The sequence below is a fragment of the Acinetobacter sp. SWAC5 genome (genome assembly GCF_003419885.1).
GTDB classification, from domain to species: domain Bacteria; phylum Pseudomonadota; class Gammaproteobacteria; order Pseudomonadales; family Moraxellaceae; genus Acinetobacter; species Acinetobacter cumulans.
This window is the reverse complement of the sequence record NZ_QUWR01000003.1, coordinates 149,728-165,009: the sequence shown is the minus strand read 5'-3', so window position 1 is coordinate 165,009 and position 15,282 is coordinate 149,728. Positions and strand designations below refer to the sequence as shown.

17 protein-coding genes are annotated in these 15,282 nt (G+C 38.6%); 5 read left to right on the top strand and 12 right to left on the bottom strand.

The window, feature by feature from the left end; translation table 11 throughout:
• Positions 1–110: 110 nt before the first annotated feature.
• The 5 genes from fumC to DYI81_RS03585 form a co-directional block, all read right to left on the bottom strand.
• Positions 111–1,505, bottom strand: coding sequence for a class II fumarate hydratase (gene fumC, locus DYI81_RS03605; protein ID WP_117006738.1), 1,395 nt, complete (start codon positions 1,503–1,505; stop codon positions 111–113).
• 206 nt (positions 1,506–1,711) lie between these two features.
• Positions 1,712–2,719 (bottom strand): NAD-dependent epimerase/dehydratase family protein, encoded by a 1,008-nt coding sequence (locus tag DYI81_RS03600; protein WP_106984989.1) that lies wholly within the window; start codon positions 2,717–2,719, stop codon positions 1,712–1,714.
• Between the two features lie 580 nt (positions 2,720–3,299).
• Positions 3,300–3,770 carry an IS5/IS1182 family transposase gene (locus tag DYI81_RS03595; RefSeq protein WP_039254797.1) on the bottom strand — a complete coding sequence of 157 codons (471 nt, stop codon included), beginning with the start codon at positions 3,768–3,770 and terminating at the stop codon, positions 3,300–3,302.
• Entirely contained in the window at positions 3,718–4,113 is a 396-nt protein-coding gene (locus DYI81_RS03590; protein ID WP_071851480.1) for a transposase family protein, read from the bottom strand. Before DYI81_RS03590 ends, DYI81_RS03595 begins: the two co-directional genes overlap by 53 nt.
• A gap of 484 nt (positions 4,114–4,597) precedes the next feature.
• Positions 4,598–4,789: a hypothetical protein gene (locus DYI81_RS03585; protein ID WP_106984988.1), complete on the bottom strand. Its 192-nt coding sequence runs from the start codon at positions 4,787–4,789 to the stop codon at positions 4,598–4,600.
• A 942-nt stretch (positions 4,790–5,731) separates the two neighbouring features.
• Here DYI81_RS03585 and tusD point away from each other — a divergent pair.
• From tusD to DYI81_RS03565, 4 genes are read left to right on the top strand one after another with little or no spacing between them, the layout of a single operon-like run.
• On the top strand, positions 5,732–6,100 hold the full coding sequence (tusD, locus tag DYI81_RS03580) for a sulfurtransferase complex subunit TusD (RefSeq protein ID WP_117006736.1): 369 nt from the start codon (positions 5,732–5,734) through the stop codon (positions 6,098–6,100).
• Between the two features lie 44 nt (positions 6,101–6,144).
• On the top strand, positions 6,145–6,495 hold the full coding sequence (locus DYI81_RS03575) for a hypothetical protein (RefSeq protein ID WP_106984986.1): 351 nt from the start codon (positions 6,145–6,147) through the stop codon (positions 6,493–6,495).
• An 11-nt stretch (positions 6,496–6,506) separates the two neighbouring features.
• Positions 6,507–6,791, top strand: a complete 285-nt coding sequence (locus DYI81_RS03570; RefSeq protein ID WP_117006735.1) for a hypothetical protein — start codon at positions 6,507–6,509, stop codon at positions 6,789–6,791.
• Positions 6,792–6,804: 13 nt separating this feature from the next.
• A complete protein-coding gene (locus DYI81_RS03565; RefSeq protein WP_106984984.1) occupies positions 6,805–7,116 on the top strand; it encodes a TusE/DsrC/DsvC family sulfur relay protein in 312 nt (103 codons plus the stop codon).
• A gap of 47 nt (positions 7,117–7,163) precedes the next feature.
• Here the strand turns inward: DYI81_RS03565 and DYI81_RS03560 are convergent, their stop codons facing one another.
• Positions 7,164–7,646 (bottom strand): helix-turn-helix domain-containing protein, encoded by a 483-nt coding sequence (locus tag DYI81_RS03560; protein WP_106984983.1) that lies wholly within the window; start codon positions 7,644–7,646, stop codon positions 7,164–7,166.
• A gap of 345 nt (positions 7,647–7,991) precedes the next feature.
• On the opposite strand from DYI81_RS03560, the gene DYI81_RS03555 reads away from it, so the two are divergent.
• Complete coding sequence (locus DYI81_RS03555) at positions 7,992–9,215, top strand: outer membrane protein transport protein (protein WP_117006734.1); 1,224 nt, start codon at positions 7,992–7,994, stop codon at positions 9,213–9,215.
• 93 nt (positions 9,216–9,308) lie between these two features.
• Here the strand turns inward: DYI81_RS03555 and DYI81_RS03550 are convergent, their stop codons facing one another.
• From DYI81_RS03550 to DYI81_RS03525, 6 genes are all read right to left on the bottom strand, one after another.
• Complete coding sequence (locus DYI81_RS03550; RefSeq protein WP_117006733.1) at positions 9,309–10,055, bottom strand: adenosylcobinamide-GDP ribazoletransferase; 747 nt, start codon at positions 10,053–10,055, stop codon at positions 9,309–9,311.
• A 5-nt stretch (positions 10,056–10,060) separates the two neighbouring features.
• Entirely contained in the window at positions 10,061–10,663 is a 603-nt protein-coding gene (locus DYI81_RS03545; protein WP_117006764.1) for a histidine phosphatase family protein, read from the bottom strand.
• Positions 10,664–10,692: 29 nt separating this feature from the next.
• A complete protein-coding gene (gene cobT / locus DYI81_RS03540; RefSeq protein ID WP_117006732.1) occupies positions 10,693–11,745 on the bottom strand; it encodes a nicotinate-nucleotide--dimethylbenzimidazole phosphoribosyltransferase in 1,053 nt (350 codons plus the stop codon).
• On the bottom strand, positions 11,742–12,266 hold the full coding sequence (cobU, locus tag DYI81_RS03535; RefSeq protein ID WP_106984979.1) for a bifunctional adenosylcobinamide kinase/adenosylcobinamide-phosphate guanylyltransferase: 525 nt from the start codon (positions 12,264–12,266) through the stop codon (positions 11,742–11,744). The genes cobT and cobU overlap by 4 nt, the downstream gene beginning before the upstream one ends.
• Positions 12,263–12,889 (bottom strand): 2'-5' RNA ligase family protein, encoded by a 627-nt coding sequence (locus DYI81_RS03530; protein ID WP_227865774.1) that lies wholly within the window; start codon positions 12,887–12,889, stop codon positions 12,263–12,265. Before DYI81_RS03530 ends, cobU begins: the two co-directional genes overlap by 4 nt.
• Positions 12,890–13,078: 189 nt before the next feature.
• The gene (locus DYI81_RS03525) at positions 13,079–15,166 is read right to left on the bottom strand and encodes an HAD-IA family hydrolase (RefSeq protein WP_117006731.1); all 2,088 of its coding nucleotides are present in this window, start codon (positions 15,164–15,166) and stop codon (positions 13,079–13,081) included.
• Positions 15,167–15,282: the final 116 nt, after the last annotated feature.

Here is a 15,282-nt window from a genome sequence, read left to right as displayed (position 1 = left end):
GATTAAATCAAAAACTCATCGCATAAAAAAACCACCAATAAAAGACCTAAACGATCAATTATCAGTGGTTATACGTGGATTTTCTTATACAGGCTAAAAGCCTTCTGCACTTATTGAGTATTAGGTGAAACCATTTGTTCTGGTCGTACAACTTCATCAAACTGTTGTTTAGTCACAAGCCCTAACTCAACTGCAACTTGCTTTAAAGTTTTACCTTCTTTATAAGCCGTTTTAGCCACTTTAGCTGCATTTTCATAACCAATAACTGGGTTTAAAGCCGTGACTAACATAAGTGAATCATGTAAGAAATGATCAATTTTTTCTCGGTTTGGCTCAATCCCTACTGCACAATGGTCATTAAAGCTATTACAAGCATCACCCAACAACTGAATAGATTGTAATAAATTAAATGCAATAACAGGCATAAACACGTTTAATTCAAAGTTACCTGAAGCACCTGCAATATTTATTGTGGTGTCATTCCCCATTACTTGTGCGACAACCATAGTCATTGCCTCACTTTGAGTTGGGTTTACTTTACCTGGCATAATGCTTGAACCAGGTTCATTTTCAGGAATTCTCAACTCACCAAAACCACAGCGAGGGCCACTTGCTAACCAACGAACATCATTGGCAATTTTATTTAAACTGGCTGCTAATGTTTTTAAGGCACCTGATGCAAAAACGGCAGCATCTCGCCCTGCTAATGCCTCAAATTTATTTGGCGCAGTCACAAATGCCAAACCCGTTAAACTTGCCAATTGCTCTGCAGCTTTCACGGCATAATCTGGATGCGCATTTAAGCCTGTACCTACAGCTGTGCCACCTAATGGTAATTCGTACAAACCTTCTAGAGCTTGATGTAAACGTTTTAATCCATGGTCTAACTGTGACACATAGCCACTAAACTCTTGACCCAATGTCAGTGGTGTCGCGTCTTGTAAATGTGTACGGCCAATTTTTACAATATCTGCAAATTCTTCAGATTTTGCCTGCAAGGTGTTGCGTAATTGAGTGACTGCAGGAATAAGGAGTTCATTGATTTGTAAACTTGCTGCTACATGAATGGCGGTTGGGAATGAGTCATTTGTTGATTGTGCACGATTCACATGATCGTTTGGATGAACTGGCTTTTGTGAACCTAATGGATTCCCCAGCTTTTGATTCGCAATATTCGCAATAACTTCATTGCAGTTCATATTACTTTGCGTGCCAGAACCTGTTTGCCAAACTACTAAAGGGAATTGTGAATCCCACTGCCCAGCCATCACTTCTTCAGCTGCACCCACAATATATTGTGCCAAGTCCTGTGGAATTTGATTCAACTCTGCATTGGTTAATGTCGCTGCTTTTTTTACCAATCCCATCGCACGAATCATTGGTCGAGGTAAGTGTTCTGCACCAATTTTAAAATTTTGTAGGCTACGCTGTGTTTGCGCTCCCCACATTGCTTCGCTTGGTACTTCAACCTCACCCATCGTGTCATGTTCAATACGTGTTTGCATGTTACAACCCTATTTCCTTGTTTAAGACCTTGGCTTTAGCTAATTAAACAATACTTTGCTATGGCTGATTTGAGTGTATGAAATCCCCAAACAATTGTAAATAAGAATCAATATCAATTATCACGCTTTTTACAATCCTCTTGATCGTAAAAATATATGTCACATCACCATATTCATTTCATGTTTTGAACGTAGGGGAATTAACGTTATTGCCCACGTAGAATTTGCTGATAAAAATTCCACTCATCTTTAAGCATTTGCTGCAAATTTCGCACGGGTTTCCAGCCTAATACTGCTTCTGCTTTACTTATATCTGCACCTAAACGGTCTAACTCTTCATTTGGATAGTAACTCGACTCCACTGTTTGAATGGTGGTTTGTGTCACTTCTGCAATTTCATCTAATAGTTTTTGGATAGATATTAACTCACCCGCAATATTAAAGGCTTCACATACCTGTTGCTGTTGGCTCAGCCATTCCAAGCTTTTACTAATCGCATGGCAGGCATCTAAAACATGTAAAAAACTTCGCTCATTGGTTTTATCATCTGTGTTAGCATGCTTACGTAGCTCAATAAAATCACGTTGCATGGCACCAGCTTGCATCGCTAAAGGCACAATATTTTTAGGTAAAGGCATTACAAACTCACCTAAAATACCTTGCTCTAAGGCACCTGCAATATTCGATAAGCGCAATATCGCAATTTTCCATTCACTGTCTGTACGAGCGGTATCACGTATAATTTCTTCAACCATTTGCTGCGATTTAATATAGGGATTTGGATACGCATAGTGAAAATCCATATCCTCTTTTAATTGCGCAGACGATTTACCATATACAGCTAAGCTTGATAAATGTACTAAAGTACGCACACCTGTGCGTTGCATAGCACGCATTAAACTCATAATACAGCTTACATTATCGTTATAGTATTCCAGAGGTTTAAGCACAGATTCTTCGAGTGACTTAAACCCAGCAGCATGAACTACAGCACTCACGGAATACTGCTCAAACACTTTATTTAAGGCAGGTGTATTGCGGATATCAATTTTAACAAAGGGCACATACATGCCAGAAATAAATTCCAAGCGCTCTAAAATTTGTAAATTCGCATTCGATAAATTATCAACAATAATGACTTCTTGTCCTTGCGCTAAAAGACTTAAAGCAATATGTGAGCCTATAAAGCCTAAACCACCCGTGACTAAAATCATTCTTTATCAACTCCACTTCTGAATCAGTAAGCTATGTTTTATTTGAATTATTTTGATGCTCTGTGTAACAGATCCACAGATCTCTAAACCAAATAAGCCAGCTCACAATTTCTCTTGAGCTGGCGAATATTCAAGAAAATTATAGTTATATATTACTGTTTAAAAAAAAGTCATTTGTTGTTGTTATGAATACCAACTGTATGTTGAATATAGCCAGAATTATAAAAACACACCTAAAAAAGCAGTCTAATTTTTACTAAATCAATCAATCTTTCTCATACATTTTTTATTTTAATCATTCACTTATACCACTAAGAAAGAAACTTTAACTCAGTCTCTTTTGAATAAAATTCAACTATGCTTAAAATTTATCTGTAATCATGACCACAAATTTTTGCATTTTCTCAACCCAATACTTATTATATTTTTGATACTTATTAAAATTTTATAAATCACAATGCTTCATATCATTGGAATTATCATTCTACTCTTTATTGCCTATCATTACAGACTTGATCAAGCATCTGGGGTTGGGGAATATCTTTTATATATGCTCATTGCATTAGATTTCTTTCATAAGTCATTTTTCACTCAGCTCCAAGTTATAAATTCCAGCAATTAGATTGAATCTTAATGCTAGTCTTTTGCCTCGATTGCGATATCGCTCAGCAAGAATTTTGAAGGTTTTCAAACTGCCAAATACATGCTCAATTCCAATTCTTCTTTTATTGATTTCCTGATTATAGATTTTTAGTTCGGAATCCAGTTTACAGCGCTTCTTTGCTTTTAATGGCAACAAGCTATTTGGATACACTGTATAAATTCCCTGATAACCCTTATCCGCAAGGATAAATGCACCTGCAGGAATCTGATTCAAGTTACGTTTGAAGAGTTCGAAATCATGTACGGCACCACGACTCGTACATAAACTCAGGATTTTTTGAGTTTGATAATGAATGATGGCCTGTACTTTGAAAGTGTGGGTCTTTTTCTTGCCGCTATAGCTTTTCTTCTGTTTTTTTAGGCCTTTGGATTGGAATTTCTGTGGCATCCACGATCACAACATTCCAATCGATGCCTTCGCCCTCGGGTAAATCTTTGGGTAAATTAAAGAGATTGGACCGAATCAGGCAGTCTTCAACATGACGGACAATTCTTGAGGCTGTGGGCTCTGACACGCCATAACTAGTTGCCACATGAAATAAGGTTCGGTATTCCCGCCAATAGCTTAGACAGAGCAGAACCTGGTCTTCCAGGCTTAACTTGGGCGGTCTGCCTTTGGCAGGGACATGTTTCTTCAATTGCTCAACCATCAAATAGAAAGTTGACCATGAGATGCCTGTGTATCGCTTGAACTGAGGATCAGAAAGCTTGTTTGAATCGATGTATTTCATCCGCAGATTATGCACGAATGCTAAGAAATCCGGAGTGCAAATATTAACCAAAAAGAAGATCGTTTTTTGATTTATGAAAGAGATCTATTGATTGTAGTTCTATTAAGGAGTGCATGGCGTACTCTAAACTAGTATTTTAAATTTTACTCATGCCATATCAGTAATCCAAATTTCTAATTCTATGTATGCTTTATCTATTTTAAATACATTAGACTTCTTTAATAAATCATTTTTTGAACTATGAACATTCATGATGTAAGTTCCCTCTCCTTTAAAAAATTGGAAGTACTGATTCGAAAGGGAGAGGTTTTTTATACTTAAAACCTCCTCATCCTTTTGCGGAGCTTACTCTTCATTCCAAAGGGAGAAAGGACTTTCATTGGTCATTTAAGTACCAACTCATGATCATTTTTTGACTTTTGAATGAACCCTATTCAATACAAAAAATAGCACTTGGCCACTACGACATAATTTTTTGCTTCTTCTAAGGTTCAGTTTTTATTTCTCTTACAACCCACTCTAAAAAATTTTTCTTATCAAAAAATTCAGGTGCTGCATTTGCAAAAATACTTTTTTCAATGTTGTTAAATATACCTTGAAATTCTAATGATCTATGTGCCTGAAAACCTGACTCTACGCCTTCATGAAGTGCTTTAAAAAAAATGGAAAGTTGCATAAATCGACTTTTGGTATCTAGTCCGTCAAATTCAGCTACAAAGTTATATATTTTTCAACTACTAACTTGGGGGGGATTACCGGGGTTGAGTAAATCATCGAAGTTTCATCTTATTATGTTCAACAAAAAACTAACACAACCAAATATTAATACAACAAAAAATTATATCTAAACTATTATTTATTAAGTATTTTTAACAATAATTCAGGTTTCTTAAGTAATTATTTAGAGTAATTACTCATATAAAATCCATCTAACTATCAGTTGAATAAATTGGCACACTACCTCTACTCTAAATACAATATTTTATTAAAAAAAACTGCTTCAAGATAAGCAAGCCAAACTAAAACACCTTAAAGATTAATTAGAAACTACAGCAGTTTATAGCGAAGATTTTATGTTCTTTTCCATGGTTTAACACTGGTCAAATATATCTTTATATTGAGTTGATTCATGACTTTAAATAGCTCCTTATACTTCTACACAATACATTTGAGAAATGCTCAAGCTGCGGTTCCCTTAAGCAACAATAAAATAGTTTAATTTTTCATGATCAAGCTCGGCACAAATTTCTTAGGTCATACTAAACCATCATTTTTGATGAAGAATTTTATTTTTTTCACCCGTTATTTTATGAGCTACTTAATTGAGCATTAAGCAAGTTGACTATTAGGCGCAACTAAAAACAATTGACTAAAGTTGTATACGAGAATCGATTTAAGGAGCACCAATAGTAAATTGTCTGTAATGTGTTTTGAGTGATTATCCAATCATTGAGTTGATCTCTTAGCATTTAAAATATTCATTCTTAAAAGACAGGATAATTTAATCTAGCCTATAACGAGATCATTAAAATTATGGCACCTGAAATTATTGTATAATGCCTTTTTCTTCTAACGTCTAAATTCAGTTGCTGTTGCAACTAATTTTTGCAGTGAAAGTATGAGTACCTTATTACTAATTACCTCCTCTCCAACATCTATACATGCATGGCATGCTTTAGGTTTAGCACAAGCATTACATTTGAAAAATGAAGCTTTTCGAGTTTTTTTCTATCAAGATGGTGTCGCTGTTGCTAATACATTGCAATGGGTGCCCGATGACCAACGTAATTTAACTAAAGAATGGCAAAAGCTCGAAATTCGCTTACCTGTGTGTGTAAGTGCAGCACTTGCACGTGGCATTAGTGATGAAGAAAATGCCAAGCGTCATCATATTCAGCATTACAATTTGGCTGAAGGTTTTGAGTTGGTTGGATTAGGTGAACTCGCAGATGCAGTTCAGTCTTCAGAGCGTTTAATTCAATTTTAATGAATGTTACTGGCTTAATTTGCTGTATATAAAAGGTTTATCGTGTGAAAAAAGTACTCGTTATATTAACCCAAGCCAACTTAAGTAGTTTGCAGGTGCATGAAAGCCTTTCTGCAACGATGGTTTTGGCTACTTTTGGCTGTGAAGTCAAAGTACTATTACAAGATGCTGCCTTAAGTTTACTGGCTTCAGATATAGAATTTAATCAAATAAAGCATGCATTTAAAGTTGCATCCAATATGGTGGAAAGCTTTGAATTTTACGACTTAACACCAGTTTTAGTTGAAACTAAAAACCAAAGCCAACGTTGGGTACAAACAACAGAACAAGAGCTTGAGTTTGTTGAACTCAATGCAACGCTCATTCAGCAATTTGACCATGTTTTGTATTGGTAAGGAATAATGCAATGAATACATCTACATTATTTTTAGTTCAATCCAGCTACGCGAATTCGCTCTCCGTATTAGAAAAATTGCAACAAATGGCAACATCAACAGATCGTGTGGTACTAATGGGTGATGCTGTCATGCATGTGGCACAGCCCACGCTAGCAAATTTTTCATGTGCGATTTTAGACACCGAGAAAGCATTAATACCAGCTGATAGCGCTTTGGAGCATTTAGCTGTATTGAACTACGCTCAATTTGCAACACTATGCCTTCAATATACCCGTGTGGTAACCTTAAAATAAGTGGTTATTTAAAATGAATTTAGCCTTGGACCAAGATGGCCATTTAGTCGATTACAGCATTTGGAATGAACAGGTTGCACAAGAGCTGGCTAAATCTTTAGATTTAGAATTGACGGCTTGGCACTTTGAAGTTTTGCAAGCTGTGCGTCAATTTTACCAACAATTTGGGCATTCTCCTGCAACACGCCCACTCATCAAATTTCTGATGAAAACCGTGAGTCCAGACATTAATAATGCAATCTTGCAAGAAAAGTTTAATACTGGCTTAGTGGCACGACATCTTAGCCGTTTAGCGGGTGTACCCAAACCTGCAAATTGCCTATAGTCTCGTACCGTTAATTTTACCTTTCCCAAAAGCGCCAATTGGCGCTTTTATACAACCTGATTGAGCTGATTCAGCTTTGTATAATATGCTTCCGTAAATACTGCTTTGACCTGTTTCGCATGTAGTAGCTCACCACATTCTGAACAGACCATCATCGGTTTAAAAACCTGCCCACAACGCTTATGGACGTACTGAACCGGTGAGCCTAACCCTTCATCCATCCATTTATCAGCCCACGTATTCATGGCCATTAAGAGTGGATAAAGCTCTAAGCCTTTTTCAGTAAGTCGATATTCAAAACGCTCCTGCCGATCCATATACGGCGTTTTTACTAAAATTTGATGCTCAACCAAACGCTTTAAACGGTCAGAAAGTACATGGCGAGTTAAACCTAGATTTTCTTGAAAATCATCAAATCGATGCATGCCCAAAAATGAATTGCGAATAATCAGTAAAGTCCAGCGGTCGCCCAGAACTGATAATGCCCTAGCGATGGAACAAGGTTGATTACCAATTTCTTCCCATTTCATGAATTTGAACCCTTAGCAACTTAAGTCTTATACGCGTATGCATACTGTTGGTATGCATACCATTATTTTATAGCATGATTGTGCATGGCAATACATCTTGTCATTATAAGGTTGAAATTCAGCTATTTTGTATACATGTGTATTTTTAGAACAAACAGCCTATTACAGAAGGACTGCTGTGTTTTTATAAAAACACATATAAAACAAATAAATATAAACACAAAAGATTGATTTTTATTCATATTTTGATTAATTATTATTTTATATACATCTGTACTTTTTTTAATATTATGTTATTTTTCCATCAATTTTTTTCTACATCGTCATCTCCCTGACCTGTCTGCTATGAAACTTACAACGCTTCAATCTGCCATTTTACTCAGTGCATGTGTTAGCCCTATGGCTTTTGCAGGTGGTTTAGACCGTTCTGGTCAATCTATTTCTGCCTTTTTACAGCCAGGTAATTACTTTGATGCTGGTATTTCCGTGCTTGATCCTTCTGTTTCGGGGCAGGACAAAAATGGGAAGGCTGCCAATGATATGGCGGGTGATTATTATTTCCCAACTGCAGCCTTAAAAGTTCAAGCTACAGATCATATTTCTTTAGGTTTGTTGTACGACCAACCTTATGGTGCAGATGCCAAATATGAAGGCGAAAATGCGTTTGTCTCTGGCGCGAATGTTGCACCATTAGGTATTTCTGGTGGTACAGAAGTTACCGTTAAAACACAAAGTCTATCTTTGCTTATGGGCTATCAGCCTAATGAAAACTGGAACCTCTATGCTGGCCCTGTTTACCAGTCTGTAAATGGTGATGTGAAATTACGTGGCTCATTATTTTCTGTTTTAGATGGCTATAACTTAGAAACAGGAAATGACTATTCATGGGGCTGGCTAGCAGGTGTTGCTTATCAAATTCCTGAAATTGCCTTAAAAGCATCTTTAACCTATCGCTCTGAAGTCGAACATAAAATTGATGCGAAAGAGCAAATTAATTATGCACGTATTGCATTAAAACCTTACGAGACAGCCGGTTTACTCAATTTAAGTACTAACCCTATTGATACTTTTACCTTTTCTACACCACAGTCAGTTAACTTAGACTTGCAAACAGGGATTATGGCCAACACCATTGCCTTTGCAAATATTCGCTGGGTGAACTGGTCTAATTTTGTTGTACGTCCTTTTAAATTAGGTCAAGTGAGCCAAGCCACAGGCCCGCTGGTTGGTAAACCAAATGGCTACAATCTTATTGACTATAAAGACGATCAAATTTCTGTGAATGCAGGTGTAGGCCGTAAGTTTAACGATAAATGGGGTGCAAACCTTTCTGTAGGTTGGGATTCTGGCGCAGGTAATCCTGTAACTACTCTTGGACCAACTGAAGGTTACTGGTCTGTAGGTACAGGGGTACGTTATAACCCTGCAAAAAATTACTTTATTGGTGCAGGTGTTAAATACTTCTGGTTAGGTGATGCAGATGCGGTCACAGGTGCACATACTGAAGCTGGCCGTTTTAGCAATAACCATGCTGTAGGTTATGGTCTAAATATTGGCTATAACTTCTAATCAAGCTTAAGTTTTGTGTCAAAAAAAAGCCTCTGTTCATCAGAGGCTTTTTTAATATATGCAGAATAAATTTGCCCTACTTAGCTTTAAACGTTATGCCAGTAGATAATAGCTCCCCAACACGAAAGCCAATAGACTGACACATTCACAGATTTCAATGCTCGCGCCTACAGTATCCCCCGTAATGCCACCAATACGTTGCTTAAATTTACGACGCAAATAAAGCAAACTAAAAGCTGTGACTAAAACAGCAACAAGACCTAAAACTGAAAAATATAAGGATGACAGCACAAGCAAGACCATAATAGTAATGGCTAGCTTTTTAGGGATATATGAAGCCATTGAGCTACCCAAGCCTTTTTCGCGTACATAGTCTGTGCTTAAAAACAAAAACATCGGCGCCAAACGGCCTAAAACTGGAAATAGTAGCAAAGCACTATATAGTTGCTTTTGGATTAATAAGTACAGCGCAGACCATTTTAATAGGCAAATAATGATTAAGCTGAGTACACCAATCGGCCCGCATGCAGGGTCTTTCATAATTTTCAGTGTACGTTCTGCATCACCAAAGCCACCCACCCATGCATCGGCAGTATCGGCCAATCCGTCTAAATGTAAGCCACCTGTTAGCCAGATCCACAATACTAAAATAAGACTTGCCGATAATATGGCAGGAATAACCTGTAATAATAGGGCTACAGCACAGAGAATTACCCCAATGATGAATCCAATTAGCGGATAAAATAATACCGACTGCCCATTTTGCTGTTTGCTTGGCATGGCTTTCAGCTGTAAGGGAAATGTGGTCAGAAATTGGAGTGCAATCCAAAATGGCATCATAAGGGCTACTCCTCGATGTGCAGATACATCAAATCTGTAGCACGTGTACCACAAAAATGATTGAGCTGTGCTAATTCTGCAGTCATCTTCAATAAATCATTCATCGGTAGCTTGAGCGCTTTACATTTGAGTAGTTTAATGATGCCACCATGGCTAATCACCAAGGCCTTTTTGAGCTTGTTTTCTTGCATATAAGCCATCATCTGCACGATTGCTTGAGTCACACGTGCATCAAATTGTGCCAAAGTTTCTGCATTGGGCGGGCTAAATTCAGTCGGTTGCAACCAAAATTTTTCCAGCTGATCAGGCACAGTTTCATATAAAAACTGCGTGCTTTGCCCTTCCCAGTCGCCAAAATGCATTTCTTGCAATTGTGCTAAGCAATGCACATCTAAATTGAGTTGCCTTGCAACAGACTGTGCAAAACGCTGACAACGCTGTAGCGGTGAGCTGAAAACAACATCCCAACTTTGCCCCGTCTCAATCGCATTGCGTAGTGTTTGCTGCATCTGCTGCCAGCCATTTTCAGTCAACGCATCATCGGTTGAGCCACGTAAAGTGTGGCTCAACTCAGTTTCACCATGACGCATCACATCTAAATGCAGCACATCAGTTGCAATGTCAGACTGACTTGACATTAGACCTTATCACCGATGACAGCAGCTTCTGCAAATGTGGCCATGTTATTATGCAAACTGCACGCCAGCTTAATTAGGCCAAGTGCTGCACCTGCACCACTGCCTTCACCCAAACGTAAATTCAGTTTTAATAACGGTTCAGCTTGTAATTCCTCTAATAAACGGCGGTGGCCATATTCGGCAGATTGATGGCCAAATAGCATCCATTCACGCACTTGTGGATTTAAACGTACTGCAACCAATGCCGAAACTGTACTAATAAAGCCATCAACGACAATAGGCAGACCTAATTGTGCACAACGAATATATGCACCTGTCATCGCAGCAATTTCTAAGCCACCCACTGCAGCCAAAGCTTTAAATGCATCCTGTTGTACATATTCTTGATGTAATGCCAAAGCTTGATCGATCACGTGTTTTTTATGCGCCAATTGCTCTGCACGAATTCCTGTGCCTACACCTGTGAGTTTTTCTGCAGATTCATTTAATAAAAAACACGCCACAGCAGATGCAGAACACGTATTCCCAATACCCATCTCACCCGCGACATAAATAGACGCCTGCGTAGCAAAGGCTTTTTCGGCACTCAGATAGCCCAATTGCATGGCCTGTTCGCACTGCTCTTCTGTCATGGCAGCTTGATGTGCAAAATTTGCCGTGCCTTGCATAATGCAGTGGCGCTCTACTCCTGCATAGTCGTAAGCCTCACCCACAGAACCACAATCAATCACCTGTAAATTGGCATTGTATTCTTTAGCAATCACGCTAATGCAGGCGCCACCAGATGTGAAGTTTTGTAGCATTTGGCGAGTAACGGCTTGTGGATAGGCTGAAATATTTTCTTCCATCACGCCATGATCACCTGCAAATATACAAATCCATGGTCGTTCTATAGATGGTTGTGCTGTATCTTGAAGCGTTGCCAATAACACTGCCGTGCGTTCTAATTCAGATAAAGAACCTGTAGGTTTGGTTAATTGAAGCTGCCTTGCTTCTGCTTGTTGTTTTGCATTTTCACTAGGCACTTTACATGCACTTAACCACCAACTCATTCTTTATCTCCTTTTAAAATCATGGGAAAACCTGCCACACAAAATACAACTTTATCTGCAATTTGGCCCAATTGCTGGTGCAAACGCCCTGTTTCATCAACAAACTTACGGCTGATTTGCCCCATCGGCACAACACCAAGTCCGGTTTCATTACTCACCAAAATAATGTCCGATTTTAAGGTCGGTAGCACATCTAATAACTTTTGACATTCGACTACTTGGCATTGCGTTTGCTCATCTTGCATGAGCAAATTACTCATCCATAAAGTCAAACAATCGACCAAAATAACTTGTCCAGCTTGATCTAATGTTTGCAAACAGGCCGCCAACTGCAAAGGCTCTTCAACTACCCGCCAAGTTGAAGGTCGCTGTGCTTGATGATGTGCAATACGCTCAGCCATTTCATCATCCCATGCTTGCGCAGTCGCTATATAAGTCACACTTTTATTTGCTTGCTGTGCAGTACGTTCAGCTAGACGGCTTTTACCCGAGCGTGCACCACCCAATATCAATTGAATCATAGAGAACCTAAGTGAAAATAGTGTTGAGCCATTAACTCAGCTTGTAATTGCTGGGCATGATAGGTACCAAATGTTAAGGCATCCACCTCAAATTCAAAGCTTTGCTTTGGCACTTCTGCTACTCGCGCTAAAACTTCATTGCTATTTAACTGATGCCCATACAGACCTAAAGTAATATGTGGACAATAATCTAAAGGTGCGATTTCATTAGAGCAGAGATTCAGCGCCTGCCGGATTTGTGTTAGGACCTGATCTGGATCTTCAATTTCTACAAATAATGCGCTTTCAAAGCTGTTGATATGGCTAGTTTTGAGTCGAAATTTCTGTAATTTCAATTGTTGTAATTGGTGCTGATGTTCTTGTAATTGTTGTACGCTAAAATTATCACTCGCACTGTGCTGAGCGTTCCAAAACCCACAAATATATAGCGTAATATGAAATTGGCGCGTATTGGGTTGTAATAATATATCGGCAAATTGCTGACGTAATTGTGATAAATACGCCAAAAGCGCTGGGGCATGTATTTCAAGATACCATAATGAAAACTCTGTGCGCCCTAAATGCCATTCAGGATAATCTTGTTGTAGCGTCGCAATGACAGGCATATTCGGCTGGAGAAACACAGACAATTCACAATAAAAATTGGTGACTTACTTTAACCATGTTTAGGCATGAAAACCATGCTTAAACACACTCAATTGGATTAGCAATATTCATCTTAAGCTGAATATTTCTCAGCTCACACTCAATCGTTCATAAATCGTCTGCATTTTTACTCTATTTGCCTAAAGCCGTAAATTTAGATGATCAATCTAAAAATCATGTTGCGCTAATTGGTTCTGTAAAACGCTATCAATCGCATGAAAGCTTTGCTGTACCAGCTTTGGATCTGCCTCGATCAAAGCAAACTGCTTTTGTAAAAATAGCCGCACATCTTCTTGGGAATATTGCAGTTGTTGTACGGCATACATCGCACCCAATACAACACCTTGTTCTAAAGCACTTGTGGGCAAACCATACTCAAGATTCGTTTGCACTGAACCGAGTACACGCTCTTGCGCACTGAGCTTACGTAAAGGATCTCGTGCCACACGCGCACATGGGTCTTTAAATGCATTTTGGCAAGACCTTAAAAATGCCTGAGCCAGTTCTGCTAAATCATGATGATAATTTGGCATACTGCTATTTAGACCCGCTGTCACTTCTTTAAGCAGTGACTGGCAAAACAAACTGACTCGCTCATCTGCCATCGCAAGTCCAATGGTTTCATAGCCCAATACACTGCCATACCATGCAGTCATCGCATGCACACCATTCCATAAACGATTTTTAATGCGCTGAATGTCTTGTATGTCGTCCACTAAAATCATTTGACGCATTTTACGTAGCAAAGGACTGTTATTTTCGACATATAAAGGCATATTGAGTTCTGCATGAAATAGAATCAAATCCATATTTTGTAATGCATGGCTGGGTTGTAAATTACGGCGTAAGTGATCTATATAAGTCGTCGCTTGCTGTTCTTGCTCGAGCGTTAATTGCGTCGCATCATCCCAATGCTGTTGTGCGTCGTCCTCAGCGTCCACTTGCTGTTGCTGAAAAATGCCATGTTTAATTTTAAGCTGGCGATATAGGTTTTGATCACTTAGCTTAGACACCATACGATTCACCACCGTATCGCAGAAATAATGCTGGCACATAATCTTATTTGCAATCTCTGCATCGGTAATGTCTAGCAACGCCCGATGAACCAGTTGCATGAACAGCGCTTTCGCACCAATTTTATTTAAAATAATTAAAAACGTCAGCGGAAGCTCTTGTTGTTCAAATGCAACATGACGCGCCATAAGCCCCTGTGCAATGGTTTTGGCTTCTTGAGCTAAGGCAGATTCAGGCAAACATACTGCCACCATAGTCGATTCCGTATACATCTCTTGCATCTGCTCAAGATTGCCAGCATCAATCACTTGTATATTATCAATTCGCTCATCATAAGACATTTCACCATAACGAATACTATATGCACCAAAGGCATTTACCGCAGATTGATACAGTGGATTACGTGTGGTCGCATAAATACGCTTTGGCCGCGTATAGCCATCCCAATGTGAAAAAACTTGCGCAAGATAGCCCCCACCAATCGCCCCAAATCCATGGATGCCTACGCTTAATAAATTAATGGTTTGCGGGAAAGCCGTTTGTAATTCTGGCATCAACAAATGATCGACATATTGGTCTAAATCATCAAAAAACGCATACATATCATCATAATAAAAATCTGCATTACGCATCATTTCAGCATTCGGTGTCTTAATGTCTTTTAATAAGATGGTAATGCCGTTTGCATGACGCGCTGAACGAATACCATTGGCAGAGTCTTCAAACATTAGACTTGCATTTGCTTCGACATTTAACTGCTCAGCCGCCTTCAAAAATATTTCTGGATGTGGCTTACCTTGCTGTACTTCATCTCCACAAACCAACACATCAAAAAATTTATATACGCCTGCATTAATCAAATATTCTTCTGCAATTGCACGGCGACTAGATGTGGCTACCGCCATACGTAGGCCAGATTTACGTAAGCGTTCTAAAACTTGAACCAACCCTAATTTAATGGGTACACCGTTCGTACGAACATACTCCAATTCCAATTGATCAGCTCTTTGACGAATGTCTGCATAAGGAATTGATTCCCCATATTCTTGATGAGCCAATTCTTCTGCACTTTTGGCACTCAGCCCTAAACAAGCCATTAAATAAGCATCTGAAAATGCCTCGCCATGCAGTTCTTGAGATGCCTGTTTCAATGTTTGAAACCGAAGCCGCTCAGTATCAAACATTGTTCCATCCATATCAAAAATGGCAGCAAAAATATTTTTTCCATGAAATTTAAACATTTATTCCCCTAATTTATAAATTAATGCACCTACCTATGCTAGCTGAGCTCGCACCAAGAAAGGCTAAAATATAAATATGGAAACAAATTTGATTATTTTTTGATCCAAAATATTTA